8 protein-coding genes are annotated in these 16,406 nt (G+C 71.6%); 3 read left to right on the top strand and 5 right to left on the bottom strand.

The features are described from left to right. The first annotated feature begins 106 nt into the window (after positions 1-106). Positions 107-3,385: a maltose alpha-D-glucosyltransferase gene (gene treS, locus ACQKQD_RS20785; RefSeq protein ID WP_042672719.1), complete on the top strand. Its 3,279-nt coding sequence runs from the start codon at positions 107-109 to the stop codon at positions 3,383-3,385. After that, complete coding sequence (gene glgB, locus ACQKQD_RS20780; protein ID WP_427509438.1) at positions 3,382-5,664, top strand: 1,4-alpha-glucan branching protein GlgB; 2,283 nt, start codon at positions 3,382-3,384, stop codon at positions 5,662-5,664. Before treS ends, glgB begins: the two co-directional genes overlap by 4 nt. Before the next feature lie 264 nt (positions 5,665-5,928). On the opposite strand, the gene glgA is transcribed toward glgB, so the two are convergent. Further along, entirely contained in the window at positions 5,929-7,467 is a 1,539-nt protein-coding gene (gene glgA, locus ACQKQD_RS20775) for a glycogen synthase GlgA (RefSeq protein ID WP_427509437.1), read from the bottom strand. 350 nt (positions 7,468-7,817) lie between these two features. Continuing rightward, complete coding sequence (locus ACQKQD_RS20770) at positions 7,818-9,404, bottom strand: alpha-amylase family glycosyl hydrolase (RefSeq protein WP_427509436.1); 1,587 nt, start codon at positions 9,402-9,404, stop codon at positions 7,818-7,820. 404 nt (positions 9,405-9,808) lie between these two features. Here ACQKQD_RS20770 and ACQKQD_RS20765 point away from each other — a divergent pair, with 404 nt between their 5' ends. Continuing rightward, entirely contained in the window at positions 9,809-12,346 is a 2,538-nt protein-coding gene (locus tag ACQKQD_RS20765; protein ID WP_056523154.1) for a glycogen/starch/alpha-glucan phosphorylase, read from the top strand. Between the two features lie 44 nt (positions 12,347-12,390). On the opposite strand, the gene ACQKQD_RS20760 is transcribed toward ACQKQD_RS20765, so the two are convergent. The 3 genes from ACQKQD_RS20760 to ACQKQD_RS20750 all read right to left on the bottom strand — a co-directional run bounded on the left by ACQKQD_RS20760 (position 12,391) and on the right by ACQKQD_RS20750 (position 16,399). Then, a complete protein-coding gene (locus ACQKQD_RS20760) occupies positions 12,391-14,088 on the bottom strand; it encodes a methyl-accepting chemotaxis protein (RefSeq protein ID WP_427509435.1) in 1,698 nt (565 codons plus the stop codon). Positions 14,089-14,298: 210 nt separating this feature from the next. Next, entirely contained in the window at positions 14,299-15,363 is a 1,065-nt protein-coding gene (locus ACQKQD_RS20755) for an SGNH/GDSL hydrolase family protein (protein WP_427509434.1), read from the bottom strand. 88 nt (positions 15,364-15,451) lie between these two features. After that, the gene (locus ACQKQD_RS20750) at positions 15,452-16,399 is read right to left on the bottom strand and encodes a ferredoxin--NAD(+) reductase (protein ID WP_427509433.1); all 948 of its coding nucleotides are present in this window, start codon (positions 16,397-16,399) and stop codon (positions 15,452-15,454) included. Positions 16,400-16,406 lie beyond the last annotated feature (7 nt).

Here is a 16,406-nt window from a genome sequence, read left to right as displayed (position 1 = left end):
GGAATTCCCGTCGCCGACCCTCGCACCCGCGCGGCGGCCCGCCGCCCGCGCCCCGGCCGGGTCCCCCGCCGGTCCCGTCAGACTCGACCGATGAGGCAGCGACGCGATGATCGATCGCAGCGACCCGCAATGGTACCGTGACGCCATCATCTACCAGATCCACGTCAAGTCGTTCTTCGACTCGAACAACGACGGGATCGGGGATTTCGAGGGCCTGACCCAGCGCCTCGACTACGTGCGCGATCTCGGCGTGACGGCGATCTGGCTGATGCCGTTCTATCCCTCGCCGCTGCGCGACGACGGCTACGACATCGCCGATTACCGGGACATCAACCCGTCCTACGGGACCATGGAGGACTTCAAGGCCTTCGTGGAGGCGGCGCACGAGCGCGGTCTGCGGGTCATCACCGAGCTCGTCATCAACCACACCTCGGACCAGCACCCCTGGTTCCAGGCCGCCCGCGAGGCCCCTCCCGGCTCGCCCGAGCGCGACTTCTACGTCTGGTCGGACACCGACGAGCCGTACAAGGACACGCGGATCATCTTTCTCGACACCGAGGCGTCGAACTGGACCTGGGACCCGGTCGCCAAGCAGTATTTCTGGCACCGGTTCTACAGCCACCAGCCGGATCTCAACTTCGACAACCCGAAGGTGCTGGAAGCGGTCATCGACGTGATGCGCTACTGGCTCGACATGGGCGTCGACGGCCTGCGGCTCGACGCGATCCCCTACCTGATCGAGCGCGACGGCACGAACTGCGAGAACCTCGCCGAGACCCACGACGTCATCAAGGCGATCCGCGCCGCGCTGGACGCGAGCTACCCCGACCGGATGCTGCTCGCCGAGGCCAACCAGTGGCCCGAGGAGACCGCGCAGTATTTCGGCGACGGCGACGAGTGCCACATGGCGTTCCACTTCCCGCTGATGCCGCGGATGTACATGGCGATCGCCCGGGAGGACCGGCACCCGATCACCGACATCATGCGCCAGACCCCGGAGATCCCGGAGGGCTGCCAGTGGGCGATCTTCCTGCGCAACCACGACGAGCTGACGCTCGAGATGGTCACGGCCGAGGAGCGTGACTACCTCTGGTCGTTCTACGCCGCCGAGCGGCGCGCCCGGATCAACCTCGGCATCCGCCGCCGCCTCGCGCCGCTCCTCGAGAACGACCGGCGCAAGATCGAGCTGATGAAGTCCCTCGTCCTGTCGATGCCCGGCACGCCGGTGCTCTACTACGGCGACGAGGTCGGCATGGGCGACAACATCTACCTCGGCGACCGCGACGGCGTGCGCACGCCGATGCAGTGGTCGCCCGACCGCAACGGCGGCTTCTCGCGGGCGAATCCCCAGAAGCTGTTCCTGCCGGCGATCCAGGACCCGATCTACGGGTTCGACGCGATCAACGTCGAGGCGCAGACCCAGGCCCAGACGAGCCTGCTGAACTGGACTCGGCGCATGATCGCGATCCGCAACAACAGCGTCGCGCTGGGGCGCGGCACCATCCAGTTCCTGTACCCGTCGAACCGGAAGGTGCTCGCCTGGATCCGCGAGCACGAGGACGAGCGGATCTTGTGCGTGGCGAACCTGTCGCGCGCGCCGCAGGCGGTGCAGCTCGACCTGTCGGAGCTGCGCACCGCGGTGCCGATCGAGCTGACCGGTGGCACCGAGTTCCCGCCGATCGGCGACCTGCCCTACCTGCTGACCCTGCCGTCCTACGGCTTCTACTGGTTCTCCTTGAGCGCCGCTCGGTCGGGGGTGATCGGCCCGCAGCAGGAGCCGCCCGAGCTGTTCACCCTGGTGCTCACCGGCGGGATCGAGACCCTGATGAGCGGGCGCGAGCGCGTCGCCTTCGAGCGCACCGTGGTGCCGCCGTTCCTGACGAGCCGGCGCTGGTTCGGCGCCAAGGGCTCGCGGATCAAGGCCACGAAGGTCGTCGACTGCGCCGCCCTGAAGGACGTCGACGGCAGCGCGCGCTTCCTGCTGCCGCGGCTGCAGGTGCAGCTCGCCAGCGGCGAGACCCAGGAATACTTCGTGCCCGTGGGCGTCGAGGAGGGCCGCGAGGACGAGACCCTCATGCCCTTCGCGGTGGCGCGGGTGCGCCGGGGGCCGCGCACCGGCCTGCTCTACGGGGCGGCCGGCTCCAACGACTTCGCCGCCTGCCTGATCGACGACATGCGGCAGGCCCGCGAGATCCCCACGGAGACCGGGCGGCTCGTCTTCGCCGTCACCTCGGCCTTCGACCCGGACGTCACGGTCGACGTGGCCGACATCCGCCGGCTCTCGGGCGAGCAGAGCAACACCTCGATCGCCATCGGCTCGAAGATGATGCTCAAGCTGCTGCGCCGCCTGCAGCCGGGCCTGCATCCCGAGATCGAGGTCGGGCGCTTCCTCACCGAGAAGGCGGGTTTCTCGAATACACCCGCCCTGCTCGGCACCCTGGAGCATGTCGCCGAGGACGGCACCCGGACCGCCCTAGCGGTCCTGCAGAAGTTCGTGATGAACCAGGGCGACGCCTGGACCCTGATGCTGGAGGGCCTGCGCCGGGACTTCGAGACCGTGGTGCTCACCCCCGAGAGCGAGGCCGCGACCCCCGAGGAGGCGTTCCAGGCCCACCGGCCCTGGGCCGACCTGCTCGGCCGGCGCACCGCCGAGCTGCACGCGGCGCTCGCCATCGAGACCGACGACCCGGCCTTCGCGGCCGAGCCGTTCACCGGGGACGACCTCGCCGTGCTGGCGCGCGACGCCCGCCACCAGGCCGAGCGCGCCTTCCGGGCGCTCAAGGGCCTCGCCGACCGCGGCCTCGACGCCGGCAAGCCGGCTTGCGCGGAGCTCGGCCAGCGCCGGGGCGAGGTCGAGGCGCTGATCGCCGCTCTCACCGAAGCGCCGGTCCGGGGCGCCCACAAGACCCGCATCCACGGCGACTACCATCTGGGCCAGGTGCTGGTCGCCGAGAACGACCTGATCATCGTCGACTTCGAGGGCGAGCCCTCGCGCCCGGCCGACGAGCGCCGGGCCAAGTCGATGCCCCTGCGGGACGTCGCCGGGCTGATGCGCTCCTTCGCGTACGGCGCCGAGACGGTGATCCGGGAGATCACCGCACGGTTCGCCGATTCGGAGGAGCGGGCGCGGGACGCGGCGACCGCGTGGCGCGGCATGATCGAGGCGGCGTTCCTCGCCGGCTACGAGACTGCGGTCGAGGGCTCCCGGGCGGCGGTGACCGATCCGGAGAGCCGGACCCGTCTGCTGCGCCTCTGCCTGCTGACCAAGGCGCTCTACGAGGTCGACTACGAGGCCAACAACCGGCCGGACTGGATCGAAATCCCCGCCCGTGGGGTTCTCACCATTCTGGACACGGACGGACACGAGCCCGGAGCATCTGAATGACGGCGATCGACGAGACCTTCGCACGACGGGCCGACCCGGGCGCGGGGACGGCGCGGACCGCGGATGTCCCGGGCTCCGGCGCCGCGCAGCCGCCGAGCGTCCACCCGGACGCGATCGCCGCGCTGATGGCCGCCAACCACGGCGACCCCTTCGCGGTGCTCGGGCCCCACCGGGTCGGGCCGAAGGCCTGGGAGGTGCGCGCCGTGCTGCCCGAGGCGCGGGCCGCCACCCTGGTGATGGACGGCCGCACCGCGCCCTTCGAGAAGCGCCATCCGGACGGGTTCTGGGTCGCGAAGGCCGAGGGCGAGCACCGGCCCCTCTACGAGATCGAGGTGGAGTCCTGGGACGGGACGAAGCGCCGCCGCTACGACCCCTACGGCTTCGGCTCCTCGATCGAGCAGTACGACGTGGCGGCGCTCCGCGAGGTCGGCACCAACCTCGTCTACCGGATGCTCGGCGCCCAGTCGGGGCAGCTCGACGGCATCGACGGCTTCCGCTTCGCCGTCTGGGCGCCCAACGCCCGCAAGGTCAGCGTCGTCGGCGACTTCAACGACTGGGACGGGCGGCGCCACCCGATGCGCCTCTGGCAGGACGGCGGCATCTGGGAGCTGTTCGTGCCGGGCCTCAAGGCCGGCGTGCGCTACAAGTTCGAGATCCGCGGCCCCGACGGATCCCTGGTCCCGCTCAAGGCCGACCCGGTCGCCTTCGCGGCCCAGCACCCGCCGGAGACCGCCTCGGTCACCCACGGGTCGAGCGACTTCGACTGGCGCGATTCCGGCTGGATGAGCACCCGCGGCGCCAAGGACCCGCGCCACGCGGCGATCTCGATCTACGAGGTCCATCTCGGCTCCTGGGCGCGGGTGCCCGAGGAGGGCAACCGCTACCTCACCTACAAGGAACTCGGCGACCGGCTGATCCCCTACGTCAAGGATCTGGGCTTCACCCATATCGAGATGCTGCCGATCACCGAGTTCCCGTTCGACGGGTCCTGGGGCTACCAGCCGGTCTCGCTCTTCGCGCCGACGAGCCGCTTCGGAAGCCCTGAGGACTTCGCGGCCTTCGTGGACGCGGCCCACGAGGCCGGCATCGGCGTGCTGCTCGACTGGGTGCCGGGCCACTTCCCGCTCGACGCCCACGGGCTCGGCCTGTTCGACGGCACCCACCTCTACGAGCACGCCGACCCGCGCCAGGGCTTCCACCAGGACTGGGGCACCTACATTTACAATTTCGGGCGGACCGAGGTCGCGACGTTCCTCGCCGCCAACGCCCGGTTCTGGCTGGAGCACTACCACCTCGACGGCCTGCGCGTGGATGCCGTCGCGTCGATGCTCTACCTCGACTACTCGCGCCGCCAGGGCGAGTGGATCCCGAACCGCTACGGCGGCAACGAGAACCTCGACGCCATCGACTTCCTGCGCAAGACCAACGAGGCGACCTACAGCCACGCCCCGGGGACGATCACGGTGGCGGAGGAATCGACCTCCTGGCCGGGCGTCTCGCACCCGACCTACACGGGCGGCCTCGGCTTCGGCTTCAAGTGGAACATGGGCTGGATGCACGACACCCTGCATTTCATGCAGGAGGATCCGATCCATCGCCGCTACCACCACCACAACCTGACCTTCGGGCTGCTCTACGCCTTCTCGGAGAATTTCATCCTGCCGCTCTCCCACGACGAGGTCGTGCACGGGAAGGGCTCGCTGCTCGGCAAGATGCCCGGCGACCGCTGGCAGAAATTCGCGAATCTCCGCGCCTATTACGGCTTCATGTGGGGGCATCCCGGCAAGAAGCTGCTGTTCATGGGCGGCGAGTTCGGCCAGGAGCGGGAGTGGAACCACGACAACAGCCTGGACTGGCACCTGCTGGACGATCCCCTGCACGAGGGCGTCCAGAGCGTGATCCGCGATCTCAACCGGCTCTACGTGTCGACCCCGGCCCTCTACAGCCGCGACGTGGAGCATACCGGCTTCCAGTGGCTGGTGGCGGACGACCAGGACAACAGCGTCATCGCCTGGGCCCGCAAGGGCGCGAAGCCCGGCGAGGTCGCCATCGTGGTGTCGAACTTCACCCCGGTGCCGCGCGAGGGCTACCGGATCGGCGTGCCGCAGGCGGGGTTCTACCGGGAGGCGTTCAACTCGGATGCCGGCGTGTATGGCGGGTCCAACCTGGGCAACCAGGGCGGCCGCCACACCGACGATCAGGCGAGCCACGGCCAGGGGCAGAGCTTGTCGCTCACCCTCCCGCCGCTCGCCACGATGATCTTCCTGCTGGAGGGGTGAGGAGACTTTCGCCTTCGCCCAGGCGTCACCGCGTCGTCCCGGGGCCGCGCAGCGGAGCCCGGGATCCAGGCCCGCCGGCGGTCAAGGTCCGCACCGACGGCGGTCCGGGTTGCCCCCCTCCGGCATATCCGTCCGGGTCCGGCTGCGACGCCCCGGGACGACGGGCGCGGTGAAGCGGCGCGAGGGGAAGCGCCCGCGCCGTTGGCAGAGATGATCTGACCCGACCGGACCTCCCCGCCCCGCAGGGGGGCCCGCGAGAAGTCCCTACGCCGCCCGCCAGCGCAGCCCGACGCTGTTGCCGATGGCCCGGCCGTAGAGCCCGGCATAGTTCTCGGCGGCCCGGTCCCAGCCGAAATGGGCCGCCATGGCCCGCCGCCGCATGGCGTTGAGGCGCTTCTTCTGGCCGAAGGCCTCCAGCGCCCGCCGCACCGCCGCCCCGAAGGAGGCGGCCGAGGCCTCCCCGAAGGTGAAGCCCGTCACGCCGTCCTCGACCGTGTCGGCGAGGCCGCCGGTCCGGCGCACGATCGGCAGGGAGCCGAAGCGCTGCGCGTACATCTGGGCGAGGCCGCAGGGCTCGAAGCGCGAGGGCATCAGCAGGAAGTCGCTGCCGGCGAACATCCGCCGGGCCTGCGCCTCCTCGAAGCCGACATGCACACCGACCGCGTCGGGATGGCGCTTGGCCAACCCCTGCAGCGCCTGCTCGAACCGGCCCTCGCCCTGGCCGATCACCACGAGCTGGCCGCCCCCGGCCACGATGGTCTCGGCCGCCTGCAGGCTCAGGTCGATGCCCTTCTGGTGCACGAGGCGCGACACGATGGCGAAGAGAGGCCCGCGGGAGACCGCGAGGCCGAATTGCTGGCGCACCGCCTCGGTGTTGGCGCGCTTGCCCTTCCAGTCGTCGATCTCGAAGCGCGTGGCGAGGTGCGGGTCGGTGGTCGGATCCCAGCTCTCGTCGATGCCGTTCAGGATGCCGGCGAGCCGGCCCTGGCCGGCGCGGGTGCGCAGCAGCCCGTCGAGGCCGCAGCCCAGCTCGGGCGTCTGGATCTCCCGCGCGTAGGTCTCGCTCACCGTGGTGACCTGCGAGGCGTAGAAGATGCCGGCCTTCAGGAAGGAGAGCTGTCCGTAGAACTCGGCGCCGTCGACCTGGAAGGCCGAGTCCGGCACGCCGAGCCGGGGCAGGGCGTCCCGGGGGAACAGGCCCTGGTAGGCGAGGTTGTGGATGGTCAGCACGCTCGGGACCCGCCGGCCGCGCCACGCGAGATAGGCCGGCGCCAGGGCCGCCTGCCAGTCGTTGAGGTGCAGGATGTCGGCCGCCCAGTCGGGATCGGCGCCGGTGGCGAGGTCCGCCGCCGCGAGGCTGAGGCGGGCGAAGCGCAGGTCGTTGTCGCCGAAATCGCCGTGCTGGTCGCCGTAGGGCGTGCCGTCGCGCTCGTAGAGGTCGGGGCTGAGCAGGACGTAGATCCGCAGGCCGTCGGCCGCCTCGACCAGGCCGAGGTCGCAGGCGGGAATGCCCGCGAAGCCCTCGAGGCGGGCGACGACCGGGATCTCCGGGAAGGCGGCCCGGACCTGCCGGTAGCCTGGGATCAGGACGCGGATGTCGTAGTGCGGGACCAGGGCCCGGGGCAGGGCGGCCGAGACCTCGCCGAGGCCGCCGGTCTTCACGAAATCCGCCATCTCGGGCGTCGCGTAGAGGATGCGGCGGCGCAGCGAGGCCGGCCGGGCCGGAACCGGTACGGGACCGACGCCGTTCCCCTCGCCGGACGACCACTCGGCGAAGGGACCACCACGGCGCGCATCGAGCATCAGCATTGATCCTGGCCGGGCGGAATGCCCCGGTCTGGCAGTCGACCGGGCAGGCACGGCTGTCACGATCTCAACCACGGCCAATGCTCCTTCGCCGCGACGGTTCCGTTGCGACGCACAAAATAGGCCACCGTGGTGATTAAGCGTCACTTACCTATGTGGCATCGCAGCGAGAAATCGCGCCGCCACGGCGGATTTCGGCCGCTGGATACAGATCTTCGGCCCGGAACGACGGCGCCCGGCGTAACCGGACGGGTCCCGCTCGTCCGTCTTCGACCGATCGGCGGTGCCCGCCGAGCCCCTGATTCGGTCCCCGGCTTGACGGGTGCCGGAGCCGGGGCGGCCTCGCGTCACCCGGCGCGGCGCAGAATCACCCCCTCGGCGGGCTCCAGCGCGAGGGTGAGGCCGGCCGGCTCGCCCGCGCGCCCCGGACGGGTCGAGAGCAGCACGGTCCAGGCCCCCTCGGGCAGCGGCAGGTCCTGCGACGCCGCGCCGAAATTCAGCAGCACGCGCAGGACGTCCCCGTCGGCGAAGCGCTCGTAGGCGAGCACCTCGGCGATCCCGAGCGGCACCTCGCGGTAGCCGCCCACGGCGAGCGCCGCGTGGTCGCGGCGCAGGGCGAGCAGCCGCCGGTGCAGGGTGAGCATCGAGCCCGGATCCGAGCGCTGGCTCTCGACGTTGCAGGCTGCCCAATCCGCCGCCAGCGGCAGCCAGGGTTCGGCCGTGGAGAAGCCGGCCTGGGGACTGTCGTCCCACTGCATCGGCGTGCGCTCCGGGTCGCGGCCGTGCCCGGGCTCGTTGTGCTCCCAGGGATCCCGGGCGCGGTCGGGCGGGATCGGCACGTGGCCGAGGCCGATCTCGTCGCCGTAGTAGAGGGTCGGCGTGCCCCGAAGGGTCAGCAGCAGCATCGCGGCGATGCGGGCCTGCGCCGGCCCGACCCGCGCGGCGATGCGCGGCTGGTCGTGGTTGCCCAGCACCCAGTTCGGCCAGCCGCCCTCGGGCAGGGCCGCCTCGTACTGCGCCACGAGGTCGGCCACCGCGTCGGCCCGCCACGGGGTCTGGATCAGCTGGAAATTGAACGGCAGGTCGGCCCCGGTCAGGTCCGGGCCGTAATAGGCGACCAGCCGCTCCACCGGCAGGTAGATCTCGCCGATCAGCACGCGCTCGCCGTACTGGCGCAGCACCGCCCGCATCCCGGCGATCACGTCGAAGATCTCGGGCCGGTCGGCGGAGTAGACCTGGGTGAAGCGGTTGATCTCGGGCGAGCCCGGCGCGTAGTCGGGATTGGCCGGGTTGTCGCGGAATCCCGCATCCTTCATCAGGTGCCAGATCACGTCGACCCGGAACCCGTCGACCCCGCGCTCCAGCCAGAAGCGGAGCACGTCGTGCATGGCCGCCCGCACCGCGGGGTTGCGCCAGTTCAGGTCCGGCTGCTCCGCCAGGAAGGCGTGGTAGTAGTACTGGCCGGTGGTCTCATCCAGCGTCCAGGCCGGGCCGCCGAAATTCGACAGCCAGTTGTTGGGCGGGCCGCCGCCAGGCGCCGGGTCGCGCCAGATGTACCAGTCCCGCTTCGGGCTCGCGCGCGACGACCGGCTCTCGGAGAACCAGGGATGCGCGATCGAGGAGTGGTTCGGCACGAAGTCGAGGATCACCTTCAGCCGGCGCCGATGGGCCTCGGCCACGAGGGCGTCGAAATCGGCCAGCGTGCCGAACAGCGGGTCGATCCCGCAGTAATCGGCCACGTCGTAACCGAAATCGGCCATGGGCGAGGGGTAGACCGGCGAGATCCACACGGCGTCGACCCCTAGCCATGCGAGGTAGTCCAGCCGCGCCGTGATGCCCGGCAGGTCGCCGACCCCGTCGCCGTTCGTGTCCTGAAAGGAGCGCGGATAGACTTGGTAGACGGTCCCGCGCTTCCACCAGACGGTGTCGGTCATGCTGCGCCCCTCGCATCGGCGGCCCACGCTTAACCGCTGACCCGCGCCCTGGCGACCGGCGATGGATGCGCCGAGAGCGCGCGCTGCGCGCGAAATGCCCCGACGCGGCGTCGCCCAGGGAATGGCTGCGGCCCCCAAAACCTGTGCGCATGCCCCTCACGCAGGGCGACGCCGCGCGGCTGTGCCTGGAATGTCACGCCGCCCTGCCATATCTCCTCCGGCGTGCCCGTGCGCTCCGCCGGAGCGGCGCTGCCACGACTTCGCCGGAAGCCGACCGCATCGTCGGACGCTTCGGGGCACGGATCGCCCGTCCGTTCATGCGGCGGCAATCCATCAAAAGAGATAATCCGCCCACGATACCCCCGGCGCTAGAATCCGGGGCGACGACTTTGGGGGACCCGCACGTGTTGAACGATGTTCTGACCCGGCCTGTGCCACAAGATGTCTCGCGCGACGAGCGCGCAACCGAGGCGCCCGCCCCGGCCGCCTGGACCGCCCCGGTGCTGTCCGGCAGCGGCGACGCGGTGGTGGACCTGCGCGAGGCGATCCGCGCCAAGCTCACCTTCACGCTCGGCCGCACGCCCGAGACCGCCCGCCCGCGCGACTGGTTCGCCGCGACGGCGCTGGCCCTGCGCGAGCGGATCGTGGCCGCCGCGCTGACCTCCGAGCGGAGCGTGCCGAACAAGCGCGTCTACTACCTGTCGCTGGAATTCCTGATCGGCCGGCTGATGTCGGACGCGCTGAACAATCTCGGCCTCACCGAGACGACCCGCGGCGCGCTCCGGGAGCTCGGGATCGATCTCGATGCCGTGCAAGAGGCCGAGCCCGACGCGGCCCTGGGCAATGGCGGCCTCGGGCGGCTCGCCGCCTGCTTCATGGAGAGCATGGCCAGCATCGGCATCCCGGCCATGGGCTACGGCATCCGCTACGACCACGGCCTGTTCCGCCAGTCCTTCGAGGACGGCTGGCAGCGCGAGGCGCCGGAGACCTGGCTGGCCGAGGGCAACCCCTGGGAATTCGCCCGGCCCGAGGCGACCTACGCGATCGGGTTCGGCGGCACCGTCACGCTGTCCTCGCCGGAGGAGGGCGTGATCCGGCGCCACTGGCAGCCGGCCGAGACCGTGCGGGCGGTGGCCCACGACGTGCCGGTGGTCGGCTGGCGCGGCCGCCACGTCAACGGCCTGCGCCTGTGGAAGGCCGAGGCCGGCGAGCCCGTCGACCTCGCCCGCTTCAACGGCGGCGACCATGTCGGCGCGGTCGCGGCGCGGATGCGCGCCGAGGCGATCTCGCGGGTGCTCTACCCGAGCGATTCCTCGGCCGAGGGCCAGGAGCTGCGCCTGCGCCAGGAATACTTCTTCACCGCGGCCTCGATCCAGGATCTCGTGGCCCGCCACGTGGCCGAGCGCGGCGACGTCCGGTCCCTGCCGGACCACGCGGCGATCCAGCTCAACGACACGCACCCGGCCATCGCGGTGCCGGAGCTGATGCGCGTCCTGCTCGATGTCTACGGCCTCTCCTGGGAGGACGCGTGGCACGTCACCACGCACACGCTGCACTACACGAACCACACCCTCCTGCCCGAGGCCCTGGAGACCTGGCCGGTGGAGCTGATGGAGCGGCTGCTGCCGCGCCACATGCAGATCATCTACCTGATCAACTGGATGCACTTGGAGGAGCAGGCCAAGCACGGCCGGCAGGAATCGGCGGATGCCGCGGCCTACCTCGCGTCGATCTCGCTGATCGACGAGTCGCACGGGCGGCGGGTCCGGATGGGGCACCTCGCCTTCCACGGCGCGCGCCGGGTCAACGGCGTCTCGGCCCTGCACACGGACCTGATGCGCTCGACGGTCTTCTCCGACCTGCACGCGCTGGATCCGGACAAGATCGTCAACAAGACCAACGGCATCACCTTCCGCCGCTGGTTCCACAACGCCAATCCCGGCCTCACCCGGCTCGCCGTGGAGACGGTGGGCGCCGGCGTGCTGGACAATCCCGAGCTGCTCCGGGGCCTCGAGGCCCATGCCGAGGATCCGGCCTTCGTGGCGCGCTACGCGGCCGTGCGCCGGGAGCGCAAGGAGGCCCTGGCGGCGATCATCGCCGAGCGCACCGGCATCGACGTCGATCCGGCCGCTTTGTTCGACATCCAGGTCAAGCGCATCCACGAGTACAAGCGCCAGCTCCTCAACGTGGTCGAGACCGTGGCGCTCTATCAGGCGATCAAGGCCGAGCCGCACCGGGACTGGACGCCCCGGGTGAAGATCTTCGCCGGCAAGGCGGCGCCGAGCTACGTCCAGGCCAAGCTGATCATCAAGCTCGCCTGCGACGTCGCTAAGGCTGTGAACGACGATCCCGAGGTCGCGGACCGGCTGAAGGTGGTGTTCCTGCCGAACTACTCGGTGAGCCTCGCCGAATCGATCATCCCGGCCGCCGACCTGTCGGAGCAGATCTCCACCGCCGGCATGGAGGCCTCGGGCACCGGCAACATGAAGTTCGCCCTCAACGGCGCCCTCACGGTGGGCACCCTCGACGGCGCCAACATCGAGATCCGCGACCATGTCGGGGCGGACAACATCTTCATCTTCGGCCTGGAGGCCGACGGCGTCCGCGCCCGGCAGGCCGAGCCGGACTACGCGGCCCGGGCGATCCAGGCCTCGCCGCGGCTGGCCGCCGCCCTCGACATGATCGCCTCGGGACGGTTCTCGCCGGAGGAGCCGGGCCGGTTCCGGCCGCTCACCGACGACCTGCGCCGGCGCGACCAGTACCTGCTCACCGCCGATTTCGACGATTACTGGCGGGTGCAGCGGTCGATCGACGCCGCGTGGCGCGATCCCCGCGGCTGGTGGGCGAAGGCGATCCGCAACACCGCCCGCATGGCGTGGTTCTCCTCCGATCGCGCCATGCGCGAGTACGCCGAGGAGATCTGGCGGGTCCGCCTGGGCTGAGTCGCCACCGGCCCGCTCCCGCGCGGGAGCGGGCCGCTCCGCCCTCAGGCTGCGCGCACGTTGGCCAGGAACCGCCCGACCTCCGCCGCGAGCCCCTCGGACTGACGGGACAGGGCGGTGGCGGCCGTGAGCACGTGGTCGGCCGCGACCCCCGTCCGCTCGGAGGCCTCGGCCACCCCGGCGATGGTGCCGGTCACCTCCGCGGCGCCCCGCGTCGCCTCGGCGACGGTGCGCACGATCTCCCGGGTCGCGGCGCCCTGCTCCTCCACGGCCGCGGCGATCGCGATCGCCACCCCGTTGATCTCGCGGATCCGGTCGATGATCGCGCCGATGGCGCCGACCGCGGATCCGGTCACGCCCTGGATCCGGCCGATCTGCGCGGCGATCCCGTCGGTCGCCCGCGCGGTCTTCTCGGCCAGGGCCTTCACTTCGCCCGCCACGACCGCGAAGCCGCGGCCGGCCTCGCCGGCCCGCGCCGCCTCGATGGTGGCGTTGAGGGCCAGCAGGTTGGTCTGCTCGGCGATGGACGCGATCAGCCGCACCACGTCGCCGATCTCGGAGGCCGCCTGCCGCAACTCGGCCACGAGCCCGGCGGTCTGGTCGGCCTCGCCGACCGCCTGCTGGGCGAGTTCGGACGAGCCGCCCGCCTGACGGCCGATCGCCTGGATGGCGCTGCCGAGCCGCTCGGTCGCGGCCGCCACCGCGCCGATGTTGACCGCCGCAGCCTCGGCCGCCAGCGCCACCGCGCCGGACTGGCTGGCCGTCTCCTGGGCGGTCGCGGTCATCTGGTGGGCGGTGCCTTCGAGTTCGCCCGCGGCGGTCGAGACCCGGTCCACGATCCTGGCCACCGCCGCCTCGAAGGTCCGGGCGAGGCCCATCGTGGCCTCCTTGCGGGCCGCGGCCGCGGCGGCGTCCGCGCGCCGCCGGCCCTCGGCTTCCGCCTCGGCGTTGCGGATGATCAAGCTCCGGATCGCCTCGACCGCCCGGCCGACCGCTCCGATCTCGTCGCCGCGCCGCGCCTCCGGGATCGTGGCCGCGCCGTCGCCCTGCGCCACGCGCCGCAGCGCGGCGACGAGGCGGTGGAGCGGCCGCGTGACACCGACCACGACGATGGCCGCGGAGAGTCCCAGGGCGACGAGCAGGCCCGCCACCGTGGCGCCGATCAGGACCGTCCGGGCCTGCTCGGCCCCCTGCTGCGTGGCGATCTTCGCCTCGCCGAGGCGGGCCGCCGCCGCCGCCTCGTACGCCTGGGCCGCGCGATCGAACTGCGCCCGGACCTCCCGGCTGGCGACCACGCCGACCTGGATCGCCGCCGGCCGGTCATTCCGGAGCGCGAGGTAGTTGGAGCGGTCGAGCAGGTCGAAATAGTCCCGGGCGACCGTGCCGATCTGGCGCTGCAGAGCCGCGATCTCCGCGCGCCGCGAGCCCTGTTCCAGCGTCTCGATGCCGTCGGCCACGGCCTTGACGGAGGCGTCGTAGCGCTTGCGGAAGAGGGGGATGTCGCCTTTCGGCGCGCCGATGATGAGGTTGCGGTTCATGAGGGCCGCATCGACGAATTTTTCGCGGACACGTGAGAAGATCTCGAGCCTCGCGAAATAGTAATCCACCAAAAATCTATCTCTCTCCTCGATCGCTCTGAGTTCTCTGAGCGAGTACGCGGCAGAGGCGGCGCACACGATCACCATGAACAAGAGCGGCGCGGACATTTTCACATGCAGGTTCGCATCGCGCAGGATCCGCATTCCGTTCGATCTCCGCCGGCGTCACCGGCACAGCTTATCACACGCCACGAACAGGAAGCCACGATCGATCACACCACTCTTCGCGCGCACGAGGACACGAACCGATACAGAGACTAAATCGACAAGTACAGAAATCGATAAATCGAATGCCATAAATGTGCGTTATTCAAACGCTCGTTCCTGCATGACTATGCCCGAACGGGGCCGGAGTCAGGCGCCTCGGACGAGCCCGAGCCGCAACCCGACGCGGCTCAGGCCGCGCCGCAGCCGGTGAAGCTGGCGCGCGGCGCGCGGGGCGAGGCCGAGTCTGCGCCGGCAGACGACGTGCGACACGCGCCCGACCCGCGGACCCGGATCCGGCGCGCCCTTGCGCAAGGCGATGTCCGGGCGCTCCGCCGACTGCGCGATCGTCAGCGCGCGCGCCGCCGGGAGGGTCACGCTGCGGAACATCGCGCGCGTGTAGTAGGAGAACTCGTCGTAGGCGACGAGGGTCCGCGCCCGCCCGGTCGCCGGGTCCTCGACCGTCAGCGTGCCCGCCCGCGGCCCGTAGGTCACGAGGAGCCCGATCACGTCGCGGGGGCGCCCCAGGGGAACGGCGACGCGCGTGCCCTCCGGGATCTCCAGGAAGTCCAGCGGGATGCCGTTGCGGCGCAGGGCGAACCCGCAGGTCAGGCCGGGGAGGGCGCGCAGCGGCAAGACCTCGAACCGGCCCGGCAGGGTCCGGAACCGGTCGATATAGGCCCGCCCCGGCGGCGGCGCGCGCAGGAAGCTGTAGACCAGGGTGCCGTAGAGGTCGGCGCCCGCCGGCGTGACGTGGGTCGCGTCCTTCAGCAGGTAGGTGATGTCGCCCGCGCCCGCGGCCGCCACCGGGGCGGCGATGTCCAGATAGGGGATCCCGTAGAGGGCGCGGTACTCCGCCAGCAGGCCGGCGACGGGCTCGGCCGCGTAGTCGACGCCGCCCTGGTGGAGGTTGAGGAAGGCGACGGGCAGGTCCCGCCGGGCGGTCGCCGCGAGGATGTCGTCGAGATAGGCCCGCATCGTCGCGCCGTCGAAGTAGCGGACGTTGCCGGTGAACAGCTCGAGGAGGACGCGGTCGCAGGGGATCGCGTCCAGGATCTCGTCGATCAGCGCGGCGATGGAGGGCAGGGAATGGCCGCCCCAGCCGCTGCGGAGGAAGGTGACCGGGCGCCCCTCGGCCTCGGCCAGGGCGTTGGCCCGCTCGACGTAGCCCGGCAGCTCCGTGACGCTGTAGCCGAGGCAGAGGACGCGGATCATCGGGGCTCGGATCGGGCTCAGGATCGGCCCCGTGCGGCCGCTCCGGCGCCGGTAGCAGCAGGGCGCCGCCGCGTCGAGGCGACGGCGCTCAGTCGATCACGATCGGGTAGCAGCGGGCGCCCACCGAGGCGGCGAGCACCTGCACGGCGCCGACCGTCGAGACGTCGCCCGCCACGTGGACCACGTCGGTGGCGCGCAGGCTCGGCAGGTGGGCGCTGAGCGGGCCGGAGCGCACGTCCGGCGGCCGCTGGCGGCCGCGATCGGCGCAGAGCACGATCCGGCCGACGCCGGTGCGGCGCAGCCAGTCCAGGCTCTCGCGCATGTAGAGGTCCAGGGCGTCGCGGGCGCCGACGGCCAGGGCCATCTCGCGGGCGGGCTCGACGTAGCGGGCCGCCCGGGCGATCGCCCAGATCGCGCCGAAGCCGGCGCCGGCCGCCACCAGCACGAGCCGGCCGCCCCCGGGGCGGTACTGCCCCCGGCCGACGGGGCCCTTGAGACGCACCGGCTGGTCGAGGCGGAGCCCGTCGAGGGGATCGCCCTCGGGGTCGCGGGCGACGTGGAACACCACGTCGTTGATCTCGGTGGTGCCGTCGAGCCGCAGGGTCGGGGACAGCGTCCGCGTCGGCAGACCCGCGAAGGTCACCAGCGCCTGGTGGCCGGGCTCGCCGGTCGGGCGCCGGGTCAGGGTCGCGACGATCTCGAGGATGCCGGGACTGAGCCGGCGGATCTCCGTGACCGTGCCCTTGCGGACGGCGACGGGCGGCGGCGGCGCCTCCTCCTGGCCCTGGATCGGGGCGCCGGGGAGGGCCGGGCGCAGGGCCTCGGCCCGGGCCCGGCGGGCCGGATGGCGGCGGCCGGACGGCGCCGCGCTGCCCTGAGCGATCCCCTGAGCGATCCCCTGGCCGGCGAGCAGGTTGCCGGACTGCGCCTGCAGCGGCGCGATCATGCCCTCGGCCAGCGCCGCCTCCAGCGGCGTGTCGCCGGTCGAGACGCGGACCGACCGACCGTTGACGACGAGCGAGCAGCGCGCCCCCATGGCTCTC

Origin of the sequence: Methylobacterium sp. NPDC080182, assembly GCF_050281105.1 — a bacterium.
Lineage (GTDB): Bacteria > Pseudomonadota > Alphaproteobacteria > Rhizobiales > Beijerinckiaceae > Methylobacterium.
This window is presented reverse-complemented; position numbering and strand designations above follow the sequence as displayed.

What these genes read in the sequence shown, in the direction of transcription:
- glgB (WP_427509438.1), top strand. Translation starts at nt 3,382, where the DNA reads ATGACGGCGATCGACGAGACCTTCGCACGACGGGCCGACCCGGGCGCG.
- ACQKQD_RS20770 (WP_427509436.1), bottom strand. Translation starts at nt 9,404, where the DNA reads ATGACCGACACCGTCTGGTGGAAGCGCGGGACCGTCTACCAAGTCTAT.
- ACQKQD_RS20750 (WP_427509433.1), bottom strand. Translation starts at nt 16,399, where the DNA reads ATGGGGGCGCGCTGCTCGCTCGTCGTCAACGGTCGGTCGGTCCGCGTC.
- glgA (WP_427509437.1), bottom strand. Translation starts at nt 7,467, where the DNA reads ATGCTCGATGCGCGCCGTGGTGGTCCCTTCGCCGAGTGGTCGTCCGGC.
- treS (WP_042672719.1), top strand. Translation starts at nt 107, where the DNA reads ATGATCGATCGCAGCGACCCGCAATGGTACCGTGACGCCATCATCTAC.
- ACQKQD_RS20755 (WP_427509434.1), bottom strand. Translation starts at nt 15,363, where the DNA reads ATGATCCGCGTCCTCTGCCTCGGCTACAGCGTCACGGAGCTGCCGGGC.
- ACQKQD_RS20760 (WP_427509435.1), bottom strand. Translation starts at nt 14,088, where the DNA reads ATGCGGATCCTGCGCGATGCGAACCTGCATGTGAAAATGTCCGCGCCG.